12 protein-coding genes are annotated in these 16,940 nt (G+C 40.1%); 9 read left to right on the top strand and 3 right to left on the bottom strand.

Annotated features, from left to right (window positions below; translation table 11 throughout):
• The first annotated feature begins 15 nt into the window (after positions 1-15).
• From gabT to OCU56_RS03910, 5 genes are all read left to right on the top strand, one after another.
• Positions 16-1,287, top strand: a complete 1,272-nt coding sequence (gabT, locus tag OCU56_RS03890; protein WP_261874242.1) for a 4-aminobutyrate--2-oxoglutarate transaminase — start codon at positions 16-18, stop codon at positions 1,285-1,287.
• Positions 1,288-1,729: 442 nt separating this feature from the next.
• Positions 1,730-2,866: a hypothetical protein gene (locus tag OCU56_RS03895; protein ID WP_261874243.1), complete on the top strand. Its 1,137-nt coding sequence runs from the start codon at positions 1,730-1,732 to the stop codon at positions 2,864-2,866.
• Entirely contained in the window at positions 2,856-3,770 is a 915-nt protein-coding gene (locus OCU56_RS03900; RefSeq protein ID WP_261874769.1) for a metal ABC transporter solute-binding protein, Zn/Mn family, read from the top strand. The genes OCU56_RS03895 and OCU56_RS03900 overlap by 11 nt, the downstream gene beginning before the upstream one ends.
• A gap of 3 nt (positions 3,771-3,773) precedes the next feature.
• On the top strand, positions 3,774-4,559 hold the full coding sequence (locus tag OCU56_RS03905) for a metal ABC transporter permease (RefSeq protein ID WP_261874244.1): 786 nt from the start codon (positions 3,774-3,776) through the stop codon (positions 4,557-4,559).
• 217 nt (positions 4,560-4,776) lie between these two features.
• Positions 4,777-5,055, top strand: a complete 279-nt coding sequence (locus OCU56_RS03910; RefSeq protein ID WP_261874245.1) for a hypothetical protein — start codon at positions 4,777-4,779, stop codon at positions 5,053-5,055.
• 219 nt (positions 5,056-5,274) lie between these two features.
• On the opposite strand, the gene OCU56_RS03915 is transcribed toward OCU56_RS03910, so the two are convergent.
• Complete coding sequence (locus OCU56_RS03915; protein ID WP_261874246.1) at positions 5,275-7,470, bottom strand: amidase family protein; 2,196 nt, start codon at positions 7,468-7,470, stop codon at positions 5,275-5,277.
• An 862-nt stretch (positions 7,471-8,332) separates the two neighbouring features.
• On the opposite strand from OCU56_RS03915, the gene OCU56_RS03920 reads away from it, so the two are divergent.
• The 4 genes from OCU56_RS03920 to OCU56_RS03935 all read left to right on the top strand — a co-directional run bounded on the left by OCU56_RS03920 (position 8,333) and on the right by OCU56_RS03935 (position 14,965).
• A complete protein-coding gene (locus OCU56_RS03920; RefSeq protein WP_261874247.1) occupies positions 8,333-9,772 on the top strand; it encodes a hypothetical protein in 1,440 nt (479 codons plus the stop codon).
• A 65-nt stretch (positions 9,773-9,837) separates the two neighbouring features.
• Positions 9,838-10,941: a hypothetical protein gene (locus OCU56_RS03925; protein ID WP_261874248.1), complete on the top strand. Its 1,104-nt coding sequence runs from the start codon at positions 9,838-9,840 to the stop codon at positions 10,939-10,941.
• A 17-nt stretch (positions 10,942-10,958) separates the two neighbouring features.
• On the top strand, positions 10,959-13,469 hold the full coding sequence (locus OCU56_RS03930; RefSeq protein WP_261874249.1) for an Hsp70 family protein: 2,511 nt from the start codon (positions 10,959-10,961) through the stop codon (positions 13,467-13,469).
• Positions 13,469-14,965 (top strand): ATP-binding protein, encoded by a 1,497-nt coding sequence (locus OCU56_RS03935; protein WP_261874250.1) that lies wholly within the window; start codon positions 13,469-13,471, stop codon positions 14,963-14,965. The genes OCU56_RS03930 and OCU56_RS03935 overlap by 1 nt, the downstream gene beginning before the upstream one ends.
• Positions 14,966-15,158: 193 nt before the next feature.
• Here the strand turns inward: OCU56_RS03935 and OCU56_RS03940 are convergent, their stop codons facing one another.
• Complete coding sequence (locus tag OCU56_RS03940; protein WP_261874251.1) at positions 15,159-15,311, bottom strand: hypothetical protein; 153 nt, start codon at positions 15,309-15,311, stop codon at positions 15,159-15,161.
• 252 nt (positions 15,312-15,563) lie between these two features.
• Positions 15,564-16,648 (bottom strand): IS3 family transposase gene (locus OCU56_RS03945; protein ID WP_261872484.1). Its coding sequence is split into 2 segments (ribosomal slippage): positions 15,564-16,396 and positions 16,396-16,648, totalling 1,086 coding nucleotides; the frame shifts between segments, so codons are not numbered across the junction.
• Positions 16,649-16,940: the final 292 nt, after the last annotated feature.

Below are 16,940 nucleotides of genomic sequence, written 5' to 3' on the forward strand. Positions count from 1 at the left end.
TCAAAGGACATGATAATGACAAACCAACAACTACACCAAAGACGAAGCCAAGTTATCGCACAAGGTATGGGCGCCTTGTATCCACTGTATGTAGAAAAAGCAGATAACGCCCATATATGGGATGTGGAAGGTAACCAATATATTGACTTTGCTGCGGGTATCGCGGTGACCAATACCGGGCACTCTAATAAACGCATCAGTGCCGCGGTAAAATCGCAGATTGATCATTTTTCCCATACCTGCGCCATGATCACCCCTTACGCCTCTTTTGTTGAGTTGGCCGAAAAGCTGACCGAGTTTGCTCCAGGTGACAGTGATAAAAAAGCCATATTTCTCACAACAGGTGCAGAGGCGGTAGAAAATGCAGTAAAAGTTGCCCGAGCTCATACTGGCCGTAGCGGTGTTATTGCCTTTAAAGGGGGCTTTCATGGGCGTACTAATATGACCATGGGGTTAACGGGTAAAATTGCGCCATATAAAGTAGGTTTTGGCCCATTTCCCAATGACATTTTTCACGCGCCTTACCCAAACCCTTTTCATGGGGTAAGCACAGCACAAAGCCTGCAAGCCCTAGAAGATTTGTTTATTTGTGATATTGAACCTTCACGAGTGGCGGCGATTATTTTTGAACCGGTGCAGGGGGAGGGCGGTTTTTACCAAGCTCCAGCCGATTTTGCACAAGGGCTACGAGATCTGTGCGACAAGCACGGTATTATGCTCATCGCCGATGAAATTCAAACAGGCTTTGCGCGTACCGGTAAAATGTTTGCAACGGAATATCTAGGTATAGAACCTGACATGATGACCATGGCAAAAGGGATTGCTGGTGGCTTCCCTATCTCTGCCGTGGTTGGGAAATCTGAGGTTATGGATTCGGCGTTACCCGGTGGTTTAGGGGGCACGTATGCCGGATCTCCCCTTGGTTGTGTCGCAGGACTTGAAGTGCTGAAAATCATCGAAGAAGAACAATTATGCGACAAAGCCATAGGGATTGGTGAGCTGGTTAATACTCGCCTAAGCAAGCTTCAAGCTCTGGTCCCTGCAATGGGTGAAGTACGCATTATTGGCGCAATGATGGCCATTGAGTTTACCGATCCAAACACGGGCGAACCGTTACAAGATCTCACCAAAGCCATCATATCAAAGGCGCAACACAATGGTTTGATTTTGCTTTCGTGTGGCGTAAAGGCCAATGTCATCCGCTTATTACCGCCATTAACCATAGAGTATGAAGTGCTAAACGAAGGTTTAGATAAGCTAGAGCAGATCATTCATGATCTTGTTTAGATGTCGTGCTTATATCACTCATTGATATCTAAACCTAGATAAGGGCATATTCCTATAGCAATGAGAAGACGGTTTTTCATTGCTACAAAAGGAAGCGCTATATAAGCAAGTGGCGTAAACGCCCACAAAGGCAGGCAGTACATGCCTGTTTTCGCCTCCTATCCCCGACCTTTTACCATTGTACTCGCTATGCCTGCCATGCAGCTTAATGCTTTAACTCATTTTGTAAAACACTTCTAAGCGCATCATAAACGACAGTTAAATGTATTCGTGATCCTCAATTGTAATCCTTGTTAAGGGGTTCAAGTATGAAGTTTTTATGATTAAATTTGACAAGAAAAATATAAAGCAAAATGCATATAAATTATCTTCCAATATGAAATGTTATGATATAACATCTCGCTCGTTTTGCAGTCACAACATAAATAATAAGGAAGAATTAGTGTTTTTAAATAAGAAGTTACTGTCATTAGCGGTAAGCAGCGCCTTTATTTTCCCAGTTTCTGCTGATGTACTTTCAAACCCTCAAATTGGGGTAGTACTAGACGGTTACTATCAAGATGGACAACGCCATAACTCAGAGCGTGAAGAGGGTTTTGGCCTTGGTCATACCGAGCTGAACATCTCTTCTAACATAGATGATAAGTTTCACGGCTCTTTGACCGCCGTCCTTGAAAGTCATGGTGAAGAAACTGAGCTAATGCTAGAGGAAGCGTTTGTAGAAACCTTAGCATTGCCTTACGGCTTGAACATACGTGCTGGTCGATTCTTGTCTGATTTTGGTTACCTAAACAACCAACATATGCACACCGATAGTTTTGTAGAAAGACCTATTGCGTATCGCACTTTCCTTGGCTCACATTATTACGATGATGGTGTGCGTGCCAATCTTGTTTTACCAACGGATCTTTACGTGAACCTAGGTGTTGAAGCTTTAAGTGGCAGCTCGATGTCAGCGGTGGATGATGGTACAGAAGTGGGTGTTTACACCGCCACCTTAAAAATGGGTCATGACTTTTCTGAATCTTCGAGCTGGCAGTTTGGTCTAAGTTACTTACGCAACGAAAATGGCAAAGTGAACGATTTTGGTGAGCACGACCATGATCACGACCATGAGCATAGCCATGCCGCTACGGTAACGGGTGCAAATTTATACGGTGCTGACTTTGTATGGAAGTGGGCTCCAAATGGCAATTACAAATACAGCAATTTAACGCTGTCGGCAGAGTACATGTTGTTAGATGGTGCTGTGGATAGCAAATACAAAGATGATGCAGAGTCTCCTGATACGTTAAGTGCTTATTATGTATCTGGTGTTTATCGTTGGACACCAAGTTGGTCTGCGGGTCTGCGTTACGGTGAAGCCGAAAGTTATGATGGTCATGCACACGGTGATCACATGCACTTTACTGCGTTAAATGATAAAGAACTCGATGCAATGATAGCGTGGGACTCTTCTCATTTTGGTACGGTTCGAGCTCAATACACTCGCATAGATAACCAAGATAGCGAAACAGACAATGTGTTCACTTTACAATATGTGATGACATTTGGAGCACACGGTGCTCATGCATTCTAAGGTGACTTTGACAAAGTGGATGGTAGCGGTGGGAGCCGTTGCCATCTCTCCTTCGGTTATGGCTTTAGATATTTTTGTTTGCGAGCCGGAGTGGAAGGCCTTTTTGAGTGCGCATGCGCCTGATGCCTCGATCTATTCCGCAACGACAGCCAAACAAGACCCACATTATGTGCAGGCTCGTCCTTCTTTGATTGCCAAGATGCGCCAGGCAGATATAGCAATGTGTTCAGGAGCCGATTTGGAGATAGGCTGGCTCCCTATGTTACAAGCTCGAAGCAGCAATGCCGCCATACAAAATGGTGCTCTGAGTATGATTTATGCCTCTGATTATGTGCGTATGTTAGACACCCATGATCATGTTGACCGTAGCCATGGTGATATCCACGAGCATGGCAACCCTCATGTTCAATTTGCCGCTAATGATATGATCCCCCTTTCGTTTGTGGTCAGTAAACGCTTACAAATGCTAGACCCAAGTAATGGGCAAACTTATCAATTGCACGGCATGAAGTTTCGAGCACATTGGCGTAATAAACTCAATGAATGGCAAGAAAAAGCAGCACCATTAAAAGGGACGCAAGTGGTGGGGTATCACGCAACATACCGCTACCTGTATGAGTGGTTAGGGATGGAGCAAGTTGCTGATTTAGAACCTAAACCGGGTATATCACCCACAACGTCACACCTGCAATCGTTGAGCAAACTGGATGAGGATGCATTTGATGTTATTGTCTATTCGTCTCACCAAGATCGACGTCCCGCAAACTGGTTACAGCAACGTACTGGCAAACATGTCGTTGAATTACCATTGACAGTGAGCGATGGTGAAGGGCTTGATCAATTGTACGATAAAGTGATTGATGACTTACTCAGCACGTTAATCTCGTCTGCGGAGAAAGACTAGCTTATGGCCGATTATGCGTGGTTATTACCGGCAATAGCGTGTGGTTTAATAGCGCTTGTTGGCAATATTGTACTAGGGCAACAAGTGCTAAAGCGTAACATAATTTTTATTGATTTAGCGGTGGCACAAGTTGCGGCATTGGGCGCGGTGTTAAGTCACTATTGGCTGAATCAATATCCATTATTTTCGGGTTCTTTTTGGGGAGAAATGTTGGGGCCATGGGCATTATCATTACTTCTATGCGCTTTGATTGCTTTGATGGAAAAGCGCTATCAGCAACACTTAGAACCCATGATCGGTAGTCTGTTTGTGGTTTCCGCTTCCCTCGCGATAATACTGGTGAGCAAAGACCCTCATGGTGCAGATTTTATTCAGGCGATTCTCAATGGCCAGTTGCTCTGGTCTACATGGAATGACGTATGGCCCTTAGCCTTTATTACGGCCGCCATGCTATTGCTGGTTTGGGCTCGACCGACATTTATGCAGGGGAGTGGCTTTTATCTTATTTTTGCGATTTTAATGCCAATAACGCTGAAGTTAACCGGGGTTTACCTAGAGTTTGCCTTGTTAGTTATCCCTGCGCTGTGTGCGGCAAAGTTGCAAGGATCTCGATTCTTCATCGCCAGTATTAGCATTGGCATTGTTGGTATATTATCAGGGCTTGTTGCATCGGCTCACTACGATTTACCCAGTGGTGCGAGTATTGTGATCGGACTATTTATCAATGGTGTCCTGTTTAGTGTGCTGTTTGTGCCTTTATTGAACAAGCTTTGGCCAACGTTAGATTAGCGAATGCAAGACCTCACATTCATCATTACTTCCCGTATTTATTTACTGTTAAAACACTGTTTAGCATTAGTAGAAGTGGTAACATTATCAATGCTTGTTGCTGAAAACGTATAACTTGAAATGGCAGATAGCCCGTACGGCTTCTGTGAGTTTTTATTATGCGCTTTAAGCGAAATAATTAAATGTGCAGTAATGGATAATAAAAATAGGTAGAAATATGAACGATAAAGTTTTTCAAGTTTGGCAAAAAAAACGCGAACAAGGTTTCTTTCCTTGGCTTTATAAGAGTACTTTAGCAGCGGTTATATTTTATGTAGTCTTTAACATTGCTTTCCAGTATTCCGCTTTTAGTCAGATGGGCGCGCTTCCATTTTTTAAGAGTCAACTTGAAAACTATGGATTATTTGCCGTTATGATGCTCATTGCCAATGGTGCGCTATGGCTTTATCGTGAATCTAGCTATAAGAAAGAAGTCAGTCGTAGAAATATCGGTTAATAAATATATATCTGGTTTTTTAGGTTTAATATGACCAGTTCAATCTCAGTCTTGTGACCTAGTCATTAATACATAAGTTTGACCAAGAGTGTATAAAAATAGCAGTAAGAGAGATCGTAACATAAGCAAGCAAATTTGCTTCAAACGCTTAATGGTACTCATCACTCTTAACTGCAATTGATGCCTATGACTTCAAATAGAAGTGCCACACCTCATTTATTAATTATTTGCGATATAGGTTGAAGATGCTGCGCGCTGTGATTTATGAACAGCAAATATCCCCGCATCTTGATTCATTTTTATGGTTGCTTCTAAGTCTGGTTTTTTATGCTGGCGCCTCGCAATAGACTCGCGGCCCGTTTCAATAGCCTGAGCGATGGCCAACACGTTACCGTCATCAAAACGACGTCCCATCACATGAGTGGATACAGGAGTACCTGGTACGCTCTGTTTATAAAAATGCCACATGCTCATGATTGAACCATCTTTAGTTTCATAACCAAAAGGAACTGAAGCGGAAGGCGCCCCCGCTAATGCATACACGTTTGCCAAACTCTGTTGAGAGACCAATACCTGAAAATCATGATGGCTAAAGTAACTATCTACCGTTTGTTCCCACCCTTTACGCTTAGATTCAGCATCGCCTAAACAATGAGTACGTGATTGGGTTGAATGAGCTGAATTAACAATATCCGTTTGACCCCATACCGCTCTTCTTTGTGGATACTTGTTATTAAACGCCATCAATTCCGCAACAGATTTGACGGGCATATTTTCTGCCTTCGCCATATCTGCAAACTCGAAATTAAACTCACATTCTAAATTAAGCTTTGGTGCATTTGTATTATTTGGGGCTGCATACACTACTTCATAGCTGACGCCTGCATTATCTAAGGTTGCTCTTATATCCGTAAGCCATGCTGCCGATGACTTCCCTTTAGCGAACAGACCTACTTTAATACCCTGATAAACAGATGGTTTTAAGTACTCTACATAATTTACAGGAGTCTTATCTTTCACCTCGGAATAGAGTGGATCGTCTGAATCGGGGTCGGCCAGTACATTAAGCTCTACAGCGGCATCTTCAACGGTTCTAGCCATTGGGCCAGCACTATCTTGCGAAGCGGCTAAAGGGATGATGTGCGAGCGTGATACAAGACCAATACTAGGTTTAAACCCAACAATTGAGCCCATTTCAGACGGTGCATTAATGGAGCCTTGAGTTTCAGTACCAACGGTCACTGTCGCAAACTCAGCCGCTGAGGCAGCACCAGAGCCAGAACTTGATCCCAGCACACTGTAAAATCCATAGGGGTTGCGTGTTTGGCCACCCACATTACTAAATCCGTTTGGATCTAGCTCAGTAAAGTAATTGGCATTTTCAGATAAGTTGGTTTTACCTAAAATGACGGCACCGGCATCCCGTAGGCGTTTAACGATATGCGCATCGTGGGCAGGGTTCCAATCCAGTAATGCGGACATTCCGCCAGTGGTATGCATTTTATCGTTTGTTTCGATATTATCTTTAATAAGAACAGGGATCCCCAACATATCCGAAGACGCCTTGCCATCTGCGCGAACTTGATCAGCGTAGCGAGCCAAAGTTAAGGCATCGGGGTTAAGCTCTAGCACAGAGTTCAATTTGTTGATGTCATACTTACCAATGCGTACCAAATAAAACTTGGTAAGATCAACGGAAGTAAGTTGACCCTCTTGCATCGCCTGTTGTAATTCTTTGATAGAGCGCCCTAAAATCAAAGGTGCAAAGGCATCATAATCAAATCCTGCTAACGCTTGATCAAATTGCTTAAAATTACGAAATACCTTCCCATAATAATCAGCAGGCTCTGAAGTCGCCTCAAACCCATCTTTTTTATGCTGATCTGGAGTGGCTTTATCGGCCTTGATACCAGTCCAACCTTCTACATCTGAAATAAATTGATATGGATTAGGCTGTTGAGAGGCTGGATAAGAAGGTTGATGCGGAATTGTTGCGGTAGATGAAGCAATCGCATCAGGCGCTTTTTTAGCGGGTATAGAATCCGTGGTGCTAGGCGTATTGTTTGCTGGATTAGCATCGGTTGTGCTAGGAGCATTGTTTGCTGAACTAGAATCGGTGGTGCTAGGGGTATTGTTTGCTGAACTAGAATCGGTGGTGCTAGGAGTATTTTTTGCTGGACCAGAATCGGTGGTGCTAGAGGTATTTTTTACTGGACCAGAATTCGTTGTATCAGGAGCATTTATTGCGGGCAAAGAGTCTGTTGTATTAGGAGCGGTTTTTGCTAGTCCTGAATCCGTTGCTACAGTAGAAGACTTATCGGGTAATGGAGTGGTTGAGGTATTATTATCACCACCACCACAACCAGGTAATACCACGCTAATAGCTATAGCGAGGAGAGACAGATTAAACTTCATGCAAATTCCTTGTGGATAAATTCAATAACATACTTGCAGGTAGCGTATCATGTATTGTTTTTTTAAAAACATGACAGCAACGCCATTTTAAATAGTAATTCAATTAAAAAAAATGCTTCAATATGATATGTATTGCATTGAATTACTGGTTTTAAAACTTATTTGTTAATATTTACCGTTTATTCTTAAATAACCTAGGAACTCAAGGTGAACTATTAACGTGGTTTTAATCGTTACGATAGTAAATTTAAATGACGACTATGGTGGATGCATAAAGGCATTCATTTTGTAGACTTGAGTTTAATAGTGTTGCGATATGTTTCATATTAATCCAAGCGTTATAGATCTGGTTTTGATAAGGGATTAGTTTCTTATTGTCCGATATATGTATGCATCATGCATAAATACAAGATTAACGAATGCTTTCTGTACCAGATAATTTCCCAACGATTAACACCTGATAGCTTCTAGGTACACTGTTGTATCCTGTTATTTATAATGGGCGGATATGCATTTCTGGTCATATTCATAAGAGACTAGTTGATTACCTTAACACAAATTCAAGTTTTTCTGCCATTAGTTGAATTGACGAAACAATGATCTTTGTTTATCTTGAAGTGAAACTGACCGACTCATTTACTATACGTGAACACTAGTATTAATAGTCAAGGTAGCCAAAAAGGTAGAATACTAGGGGTAGTTCCCATGCTAGTGATGTGAGGTCAAGAGATCCATTGTGTATCCTAAGTAATAATTGAACGACATGAGTCGTACTCATGTCATTTATAAAATAATTAACAATAGCTAGGTTTTAATTAAGAGATTTAATTAAAATCAGTTATGGATAAAAGTGTTTTAATAGATGAAAAGAATATTAAATAATCCATTTCGTATTTTAGGTGGGCTTGCAAACTATTCTGAAAGAGAATTAATTTCAAGTGCGCGTAAGGCATCAAGGTTTTTAAGTATAGGGAAAGAGTTTAACTTTGAGTATGATTTTTCTTTCTTACCAAAGTTAAATCGTCAAGCAAGTGATCTTGATGATGCACAAAGAGCGCTTGAAAGACGCGAAGACCGTTTTTTGTTCGGACTATTCTGGTTCGTAAACTCAAACAGTTTTGATGAAATGGCCCTTCAATCCATGAAAGAAGGCGATATAAATACAGCCCTTCAAGTTCTTAGCAAGGTAACAAAAGATCGTTCAATTAGTGCTAAGAATATATCATCCCTTAACAATGTCTCTACACTTCAATTGCTCTCCGATGATGTGAGAGAAGTAAAATTAGGTATCGCTAATAAATTTAAAGTTATCAGATCTGCCTATGTTAATGAATTTGTTAAGAGTATCGTTGATGACGAATTTGTTATTTCAATAGAAGCAGTGGAAGGAGCGTTTATCGATAGCTTTGCAGAGCGTGCAGATATCCATGACCTTTTTGAGTTAGCGCCCGAAGATATTAAAACACAATTAGCATCAGCTGCAACAGATACTGACTTTTTTAAAATTGAAAGAGAGTTAGAAGAGCTAAAAAATAATGAACTGGATTATTCTATTGATAGTGAAATTGATAGCTTTATTTCAAAAATTACGGGGCATTATGATAAAATAGTCACATTGCTTGGCTCTCAAGATATGAAAGTAAAAAGTATCTCAACCCAGATTGCAGAGGTAATCTTATCAAAACACATATCTTACTTTAACAGCCATTTAAATAGTTCAGGTATAAAAAAAGCTATTTTAGGGGCTAAGAGCATTTTGTTATCAGGCCAAGTTTACGCACTTTCAGATTCGATGCGTAAGAAATATATTGAAAATATAAAAGAACTTGATGAAATGTTAGAGGTGGAGAAATATGAGGCTCATATAAGACTTTTTAATAGTAAAATTGATGATGCTCTTAGAAATAATAGTCTTTCCCAAATGGTGGTTGAGGCTCGTAAGGCACTCGATACTCTAGAAGACAAAATATCTCAAAGTCATGACGCATTTCAAATTGCTTCAAATAACGCGGTTGTTGCTATAATGAATAAGTGTATTGATAAAGGTAACGCTGTCCAGAGGGGTTCATACTCAATTAATGATGTATCTAAAACAATGGGGCAGTGTATCTCTGCTATGAACGCCTTAACTCAAATAAGTATGACGGCAAGCAATCGTCGGCATTATAATAGTAACTTACAAGTAATGAAAGATGTGAAGTTTAGAGCGGATCAAGTAATTTCTAAACGTACGCAAGATAAATTCTGGCAGGTTGTTGTTTGGATAGCTTTTATTGCAATAATCATTATTTTTGCTAACTAAATTATCATTTTCAATTATGCTAACTAGGTTGGCGCATCATTTTTCTTTTAACTAATTAACTTACTATGAATAAAAAAATCATAAAATTATGCGTTGCTTCTGTACTTTCTGTTGTAACTTTTAGCGCACTTGCTACAGGCCCTACAATTGTTCCTGCCTCAAATACAGAGGTGTTATCTAAACAAAATACTAAAGCTATCACAGCTCTTCAACAATCAGATAAAAGTCATGTAACCAAAGTTAAGGCACTATCATCAGAGATTAGTCAGATACGAAGTGACCTCAATACAATGAAACCCCGAGTTAACGAAAACTATCGCTACGTGACAAATATCTGGCGAGCACTTGGCGGTGAATATAATAAATCTACAGTTGAGCAAGACATCAAAAGCGTTAATGAACTTGCTCAAAAACTAAGTATACAAGCCACTGAGTTAGATATAGCGTTAAAACGTATTGCTGATAAATCAGTTGAGCTTGATAAAAAGTCAAAACTGTTGGATGAATTAATCAAATCAGTAGATGCAAAATCTATGTCTGGCTTGAGTAATTTGCACAAGGTTACTGAGGTTCAAAGCACTCAAGCACAAAAAGATAAAAAGGTGTTTTATTATCTTTTGATTGCCTTATCTTTGTTTGTCACGTTGTTAATCGGTTTTGTTGCTGGTCGCACACGTAAGCGTTCAACCACTCTTGCAGAGCAGTTAAGCGAAACCAAAAATGCACAAATGAAACTTGAAGAGGCATCGGTTGAGTTAGATGTTAAGTTAGCGAATTACTTAAATAACCAAATGCATTTCGAGCAAGCAAAAGTTGTAAATACACAAGAGACGGAAGTTGATCATACCTTTATGCTAAACGTGGCTGATGAAGTGACGCGTATGCAAAAAAATATTCATCGCCTAACAGAAAAGAAAGTGAAGGGCACCAAACCGTTGCTTAAAGGTATTGAACGAATGAAGGCTTCACTAGAAGAGTCTGGTTATGAAATGGTGGAACTTCTTGGCCAGTCTTACGATGAACGTAAAAATATGGAAGTAGTTAATATACACGATGATGATAGCTTAGAAAATGGGCAGAAACTTATTACAAAAGTAATGAGACCACAAGTTAACTACAACGGTAAATTAATCCAGCGTGCTCAAGTAGATATTTCAGTAAATTTATAGTGAAAAGAATGAAAATAATGAAAAGAACAATGATAGATTACGGTATCGATTTAGGTACTACAAACTCAGCTATTAGCCGAGCTGAAAGCGGTGATTATAAAATCATTAAATCACTTGATAGTCAAAAAGATATCACGCCATCTAGTGTTGCTTTTAACCGTAAAGGTGCAATATTTATCGGTGAATCGGCTTACAACATATTCCGCCTAGAATCTATAAAAGCGATGAAAAAGCCCAATGCGAAATTTAACTCATTTATCGAGTACAAACGCACTATGGGAACAGATGCAACCTATACTTCCTCTTTTAAAGGACAAGACTTTCATTCTGAAGACTTATCTGCTGAAGTGCTCAAGCACTTAAAGGGCTATGTGCAAGATGAAATTGTAAACTCTGCTGTTATTACGATTCCTGCTGGTTATACAGCTAACCAAATTGACGCAGTAAAGCGTGCGGGTAAGCTTGCAGGTTTTTCATATGTAGAAACTCTTCAAGAACCAGTAGCAGCGGCGATGGCCTATGGCATAGATAATACTAAAGATGGTTATTGGTTAGTATTTGATTTTGGTGGAGGGACGTATGACTCAGCACTAATCAAGGTAGATGAAGGTATTGTAAAGGTAATCGATACTGAGGGTGACAATTATCTGGGAGGTAAAGACCTAGACTTTGCAATTGTTGATAAAGTCATTATTCCTCATATTCAAGACGAATTTGAACTCGATGACTTGCTTTCTGATTCAGAGCAAAGAGCCGCTTTTCGTAATGCGTTTAAATTTTATGCAGAAGATATAAAAAACAACTTATCCTTTAAAGACTCCTATCAATTGTATGTAGACCCTGGTGACTGTGGTGAGGATGATGATGGAGAAGAGATTGAAATAGATTTAGTTATCTCACAGTCTGACTTAGAAAATGTATTTGCACCGGTTTTACAGCGGGCTATTGATTTGTCGAACGACCTTCTTTCACGTAATAATCTTACAGGCGATTCACTTGACTCTTTAATATTAGTTGGTGGTCCAACACTATCTCCAATCTTACGTGAAATGGTTGCAGAGCAAATCTGTAAGCCAGATACCAGCGTTGACCCTATGACGGTTGTCTCTCGTGGGGCTGCGATATACGCTTCAACCCGCTCTTTACCAGAAAATGTGCTAAATGAATCTCGTGACTCTGAACTAGTACAACTATCTATAGATTTTGAATCATCAAGTGTTGAGTTAGAAGAGTTTGTTAGCATCAAGCTCGCGACCGATAAAATGAACTCAGATCCAGGTGTAATTACTGTTCAGTTAAGACGGAATGATGGCGCATGGATGAGTGAGAAAATTGAGATATCTGAGCGTGGTGAAATCTTTGATGTTGAACTGGTAAAGGGCAAGACAAACAGTTTTGATATAGTGGTTTTTGATAGTCGTGGTAGTACAGTTGAGGTGCAGCCTAGCTCATTTAATATCATCCAAGGCTCAGTGTTGGGCAGCATGACACTGCCACATAACTTTGGTATTGAAGTGTTTGATACTAAAACTGAAAAAGCCGTGTTTGCTCCAATTCAGGGGCTTGAGAAAAACAAGTCACTGCCTGCAACAGGTGTTTATACGAATTTGAAAACACAGCAAGATATTCGCCCAGGCAATGCTTCAGATAATATCAAAATTCCACTTTATCAAGGTGGAAGTGACGCAAAAGGTTCTCGAGCGATTTATAATGAGCATGTGTATAACGCTATTATTACGGGTGCAGATATTCCATCTATGCTACCAGCCGGCTCCATTATAAACCTACTCGTACGTGTAGATGAAAGCCAAACCGTTTCTTTTGAAGCTGAAATTCCAAGTCTTGATTTCACTTTTGAAGTGACGGTTCCGTCTGATAAGGTTCAATCAGTAGATACAAACTGGTTAAGTGAGCAGATAAACAAAGCACGTAATGATTTATACGAGCAAGATGATTATGACTCAGAGCTTCATGAAGAGCTTAATCGTGCAGAAGAAGCATTAGAGTCAAATGCTAATGATGTTGATACTCAAATGCAAACGCGTAATAAACTCCGTGAAGTGATGAAACAAGTTGATAAGAATCACTCTGACGGTGAATGGGGTTATGTTGATGGCAAGATCCGTTCAGCACTTGAGCGCTGTCACAAAGCAAACAATGACATTGGTACAGCACAAACAACCAGTGAACTGTCAGAGCTAGAGTCGGCTTACCGACAAATCAAAGCGTCAGAAGATGTGAAATCTGGTCGTCATTTGGTTAAGCAATTAAATGACCTGCACTTTACAATTACAAGGTTTTACCAGTTGATTGACTTTATTCAGGGGGTGAATCAAGAGTTTAACTCAATTAATTGGAAAGACAGATTTGCGGCACGAAACGCAATTGATGAGGGTTTAAATGCTATCAACACTGCCCGAACAGCGGATGATTTACAACATTATGTAGGTCAGATTTTTCAATACATGCCCGACCAGGTAAAAGGTGGTAGTGGCACGCAGTACGACAACAGCCTGCTTATCGGATAATGAAAGGCGTACGCTTTAGTAAAGGGCAACTGGTGGGTGAGTATACTATCCAGTTCCCATTAACCAAAGACACCTTTAGAGTGGTAAACTCTAAAGGTGCTTTGTTTTACTTAAAATCCCTATCTCACCCGATAAACGATTTCCCAAATGTTGCATCAAACTATCTGTCTAATTTTTCTATAGAGACGATTGATGGTTGCCCAATATTGATTGAAAATTACATTCAGGGCCTTAGCCTTGATAAATATTTAAATCATCACGGATCAACAGTACAACTAATAAAAACGTTATTAAAAGAGCTATTTTTACTACTAAAAGATATAGGTAGTGAAATGGATATTGGTTTTTTAACAGAAGTGACCCAAAAAGATATCATTGTTGATTTTTCAGATGATGCTAATACATCATTTAAAGTGATTAACCTTGATAGGTTGCTTGAGAATAATGCATCAATAAATGAGTCACAAGTGATTCATCACTTTGCGAAGTTGTCCTATGAAATCCTTTTTAATCGTTCATTTGACCTATCAACGGTGAATGATTTTTGGATTGATGACTCTGAACTTGGCTCTACTCTAAGTAAGCTTTTGAAGGTGTGTTTAGTTACGCCTTCGCATATAAGCACAGCAAAAACAGCACTTGAAACTTTAGCCGGCAAGATCGAACTACCAACGCAGACGCTTCCAAGTGGTACTAAGGTTCAATCTCAAGTGGAATCAGGTAAAGGATTTTCTGCAATTGCAGGTATGGAGGGGCTTAAAGAGACTCTACGTGTCGATGTTATAGAAGCACTCCAAAACAAAGAACTTTATAAAAGCTATGGATTGTCCATTCCAAATGGCATCTTGTTTTATGGGCCACCTGGTTGCGGTAAAACGTTTTTTGCTCAGAAGCTATCAGAGGAAATAGGCATTAGCTTTTATACTATTGCACCAAGTGATATTCATAGTAAGTGGGTAAATGAAAGCCAGGAAAAAGTAAAAGTTCTTTTTAACAAGGCAGAAGTCAACGCGCCAGCAATCATTTTTATTGATGAAATAGATGCTATAGCTCCTGCGCGTGGCGGTGGTGGAGTCAGTCATATGAACTTAGCTACAGTAAATGAGCTATTAACGCAGATAAATAACTGTGGAGACAGAGGTATTTTTGTTATTGGCGCTACCAACTTACCATCTTCGGTGGATAGTGCGTTATTACGTACTGGGCGATTTGATAAAAAAGTTCTGATTCCTGCCCCTGATAAACAGGCAAGAAAAAGTTTATTCAAAACGATTTTATCGGAAAGACCGCTTGAAGATAAAATTTCATACACTCGGTTATCACGTTTGACGGAAAACTATGTCGCTAGTGATATCTATTACATTTGCAATGAATCCTCTCGAAAGGCTCTTGTAGGAAGAGTTAAAATCACTCAAGAAATGATTGAGAGCGTCATTATGAAATCAAAACCTTCAATCACACTAGAACAAATAGAAGAATTTTCAAAAGAATTATAAGGATATAAAATCCCTCTGGCTGGAGTATTTAGTAAGTAGAGTTGTATTCATGATGGCCTTATTATTATTTTTATTGGGTCTCACTTTTTGATTACGGAGGATTTTTGAAAATCTTTCGCATTAATTTCCAACTCTGCATAGAAATGTTACTGGCTTCACAAAAATGAAAAGCCCCTTAAAGGGGCTTTGAGCATTAAAGAGGGAGGATGATAAGTCCTTTCATCTGCCGATCTTCAGCGTTTTGAATGGTAAGTTGATAGCTCACCCCACTTTTTCGTACGCTCAAACATGCCTGATGGCTATCGATACCTTCAATTATGTATCCATGCTCTGCTAAAGCTTTCATCGCGTACCCCATTGCTTTCTTTGAAAGCTTTTTCTCCGTTTTAGGCTCTGCAATTTCAAGTACATCTCTTGAATTGATGGCGTTAATCTTATCGATTTGTTACGGTAGGAATCTCAATTAAACACCTGATTAAAAGTATTTGTAAAGGCGTATCAACATGAAGAAATGGTTGTATGAGAAGTGTTCAGTGATTTTCGGGTTAACTTTTGTCACGGTAATCCTCCCATTAATAATTGCATTCAATCGTAGAATCTATGCTGCAACTTGTAGTGGTGGGTACCCTCCATTAGCTAAATGTGGACGCTGGTGATTGTAGAACCATAGCCACTGAGTTGCTTGATCTTGAACCTCTTCTAAGCTGTCGAACAGGTACTTACTCACCAAGCTGAACCTTACGGTTCGATTAAATCTTTCGATATACGCATTTTGTTGTGGGTTCCCTGGCTGAATATAGTCTATTCGGATGCCATGCTTGTCTGCCCACTTTGTAAATAAGTGGCTAATAAATTCGGGACCATTATCACAACGTATCGCTATCGGTTTCTGACGTTGTTCAATTAGGTTATCTAAGATCCTTGTGACGCGCTCTGCTGGCATCGAAAAATCAGGCTCTGCGGCTAAACCCTCACGTTTGTAGTCATCTATCACATTGAATAAGCGATATTTCCGCCCATCCGATAGTTGGTCATGCATAAAATCGACCGACCACACTTGGTTCGCTTTGATGGGTTCCTTGAGTGGCTCAGGTGCATGACGATTTAGGCGACGCTTAGGCTTGATACGTAAATTCAATGACAACTCACAGTAGATCCGATAAACCCGCTTGTGGTTCCATTTATACCCTTCCAAATGGCGAAGATGATGGAAGCACATGCCAAATCCCCAGTCGGATCTTTCCTCGCTGTTGCACAGCTCTAGGAGCAAGTTAGCAATGTGCTCATTCTCTGATTGCAACTTAGGCTCATAGCGATAGCACGTCTCACTAATTTTAAACCAGCGACAGGCATTTCTAATACTGACATGTTGATTCGCCACTGAATTCTGAGCCATCAAACGACGCTCACAGGGCTTCACCACTTTTTTGCCATAGCTTCTGAGATAACTTCAGCTTTGAGGCGTTCCTCTGCATACATTTTCTTGAGCCGTCGATTCTCTTCTTCAAGCTCTTTCATTCGAGTCATAAGAGATGCATCCATACCACCGTATTTAGATCGCCACTTGTAGAATGTGGCGGTGCTCATGCCATGTTCTCGACAAAGCTCTTGAATAGGGGCTCCAGCCTCTGCTTGCTTTAAGATCGCTAAGATCTGACTGTCCGTGTAACGTGATTTTTTCATAGTGAATCTCCTGTATAAATCATACGAGAAAATTCTACTTTTTCATGCTGTTATTTTTCGGGGGGATTACCTCACCTATTGCATATTTCGGAGCATTCCGATCAGTCATTTCGGGATTATCCGATCACCTATTTCGGTTTAAACCGATCGCTGATTCCGCGATTATCCGATCACTTTTAGCCTAACTCCGAAATCGATGATCGGAATAGCGAAAACTGCGATCGGAATGCCCGAAATCCTTACTTTTTCTCTTTTAAATCAATAGCTCGCTATTCTTTACTTCTTAAACAAG

Origin of the sequence: Vibrio rarus, assembly GCF_024347075.1 — a bacterium.
Taxonomy (GTDB): domain Bacteria; phylum Pseudomonadota; class Gammaproteobacteria; order Enterobacterales; family Vibrionaceae; genus Vibrio; species Vibrio rarus.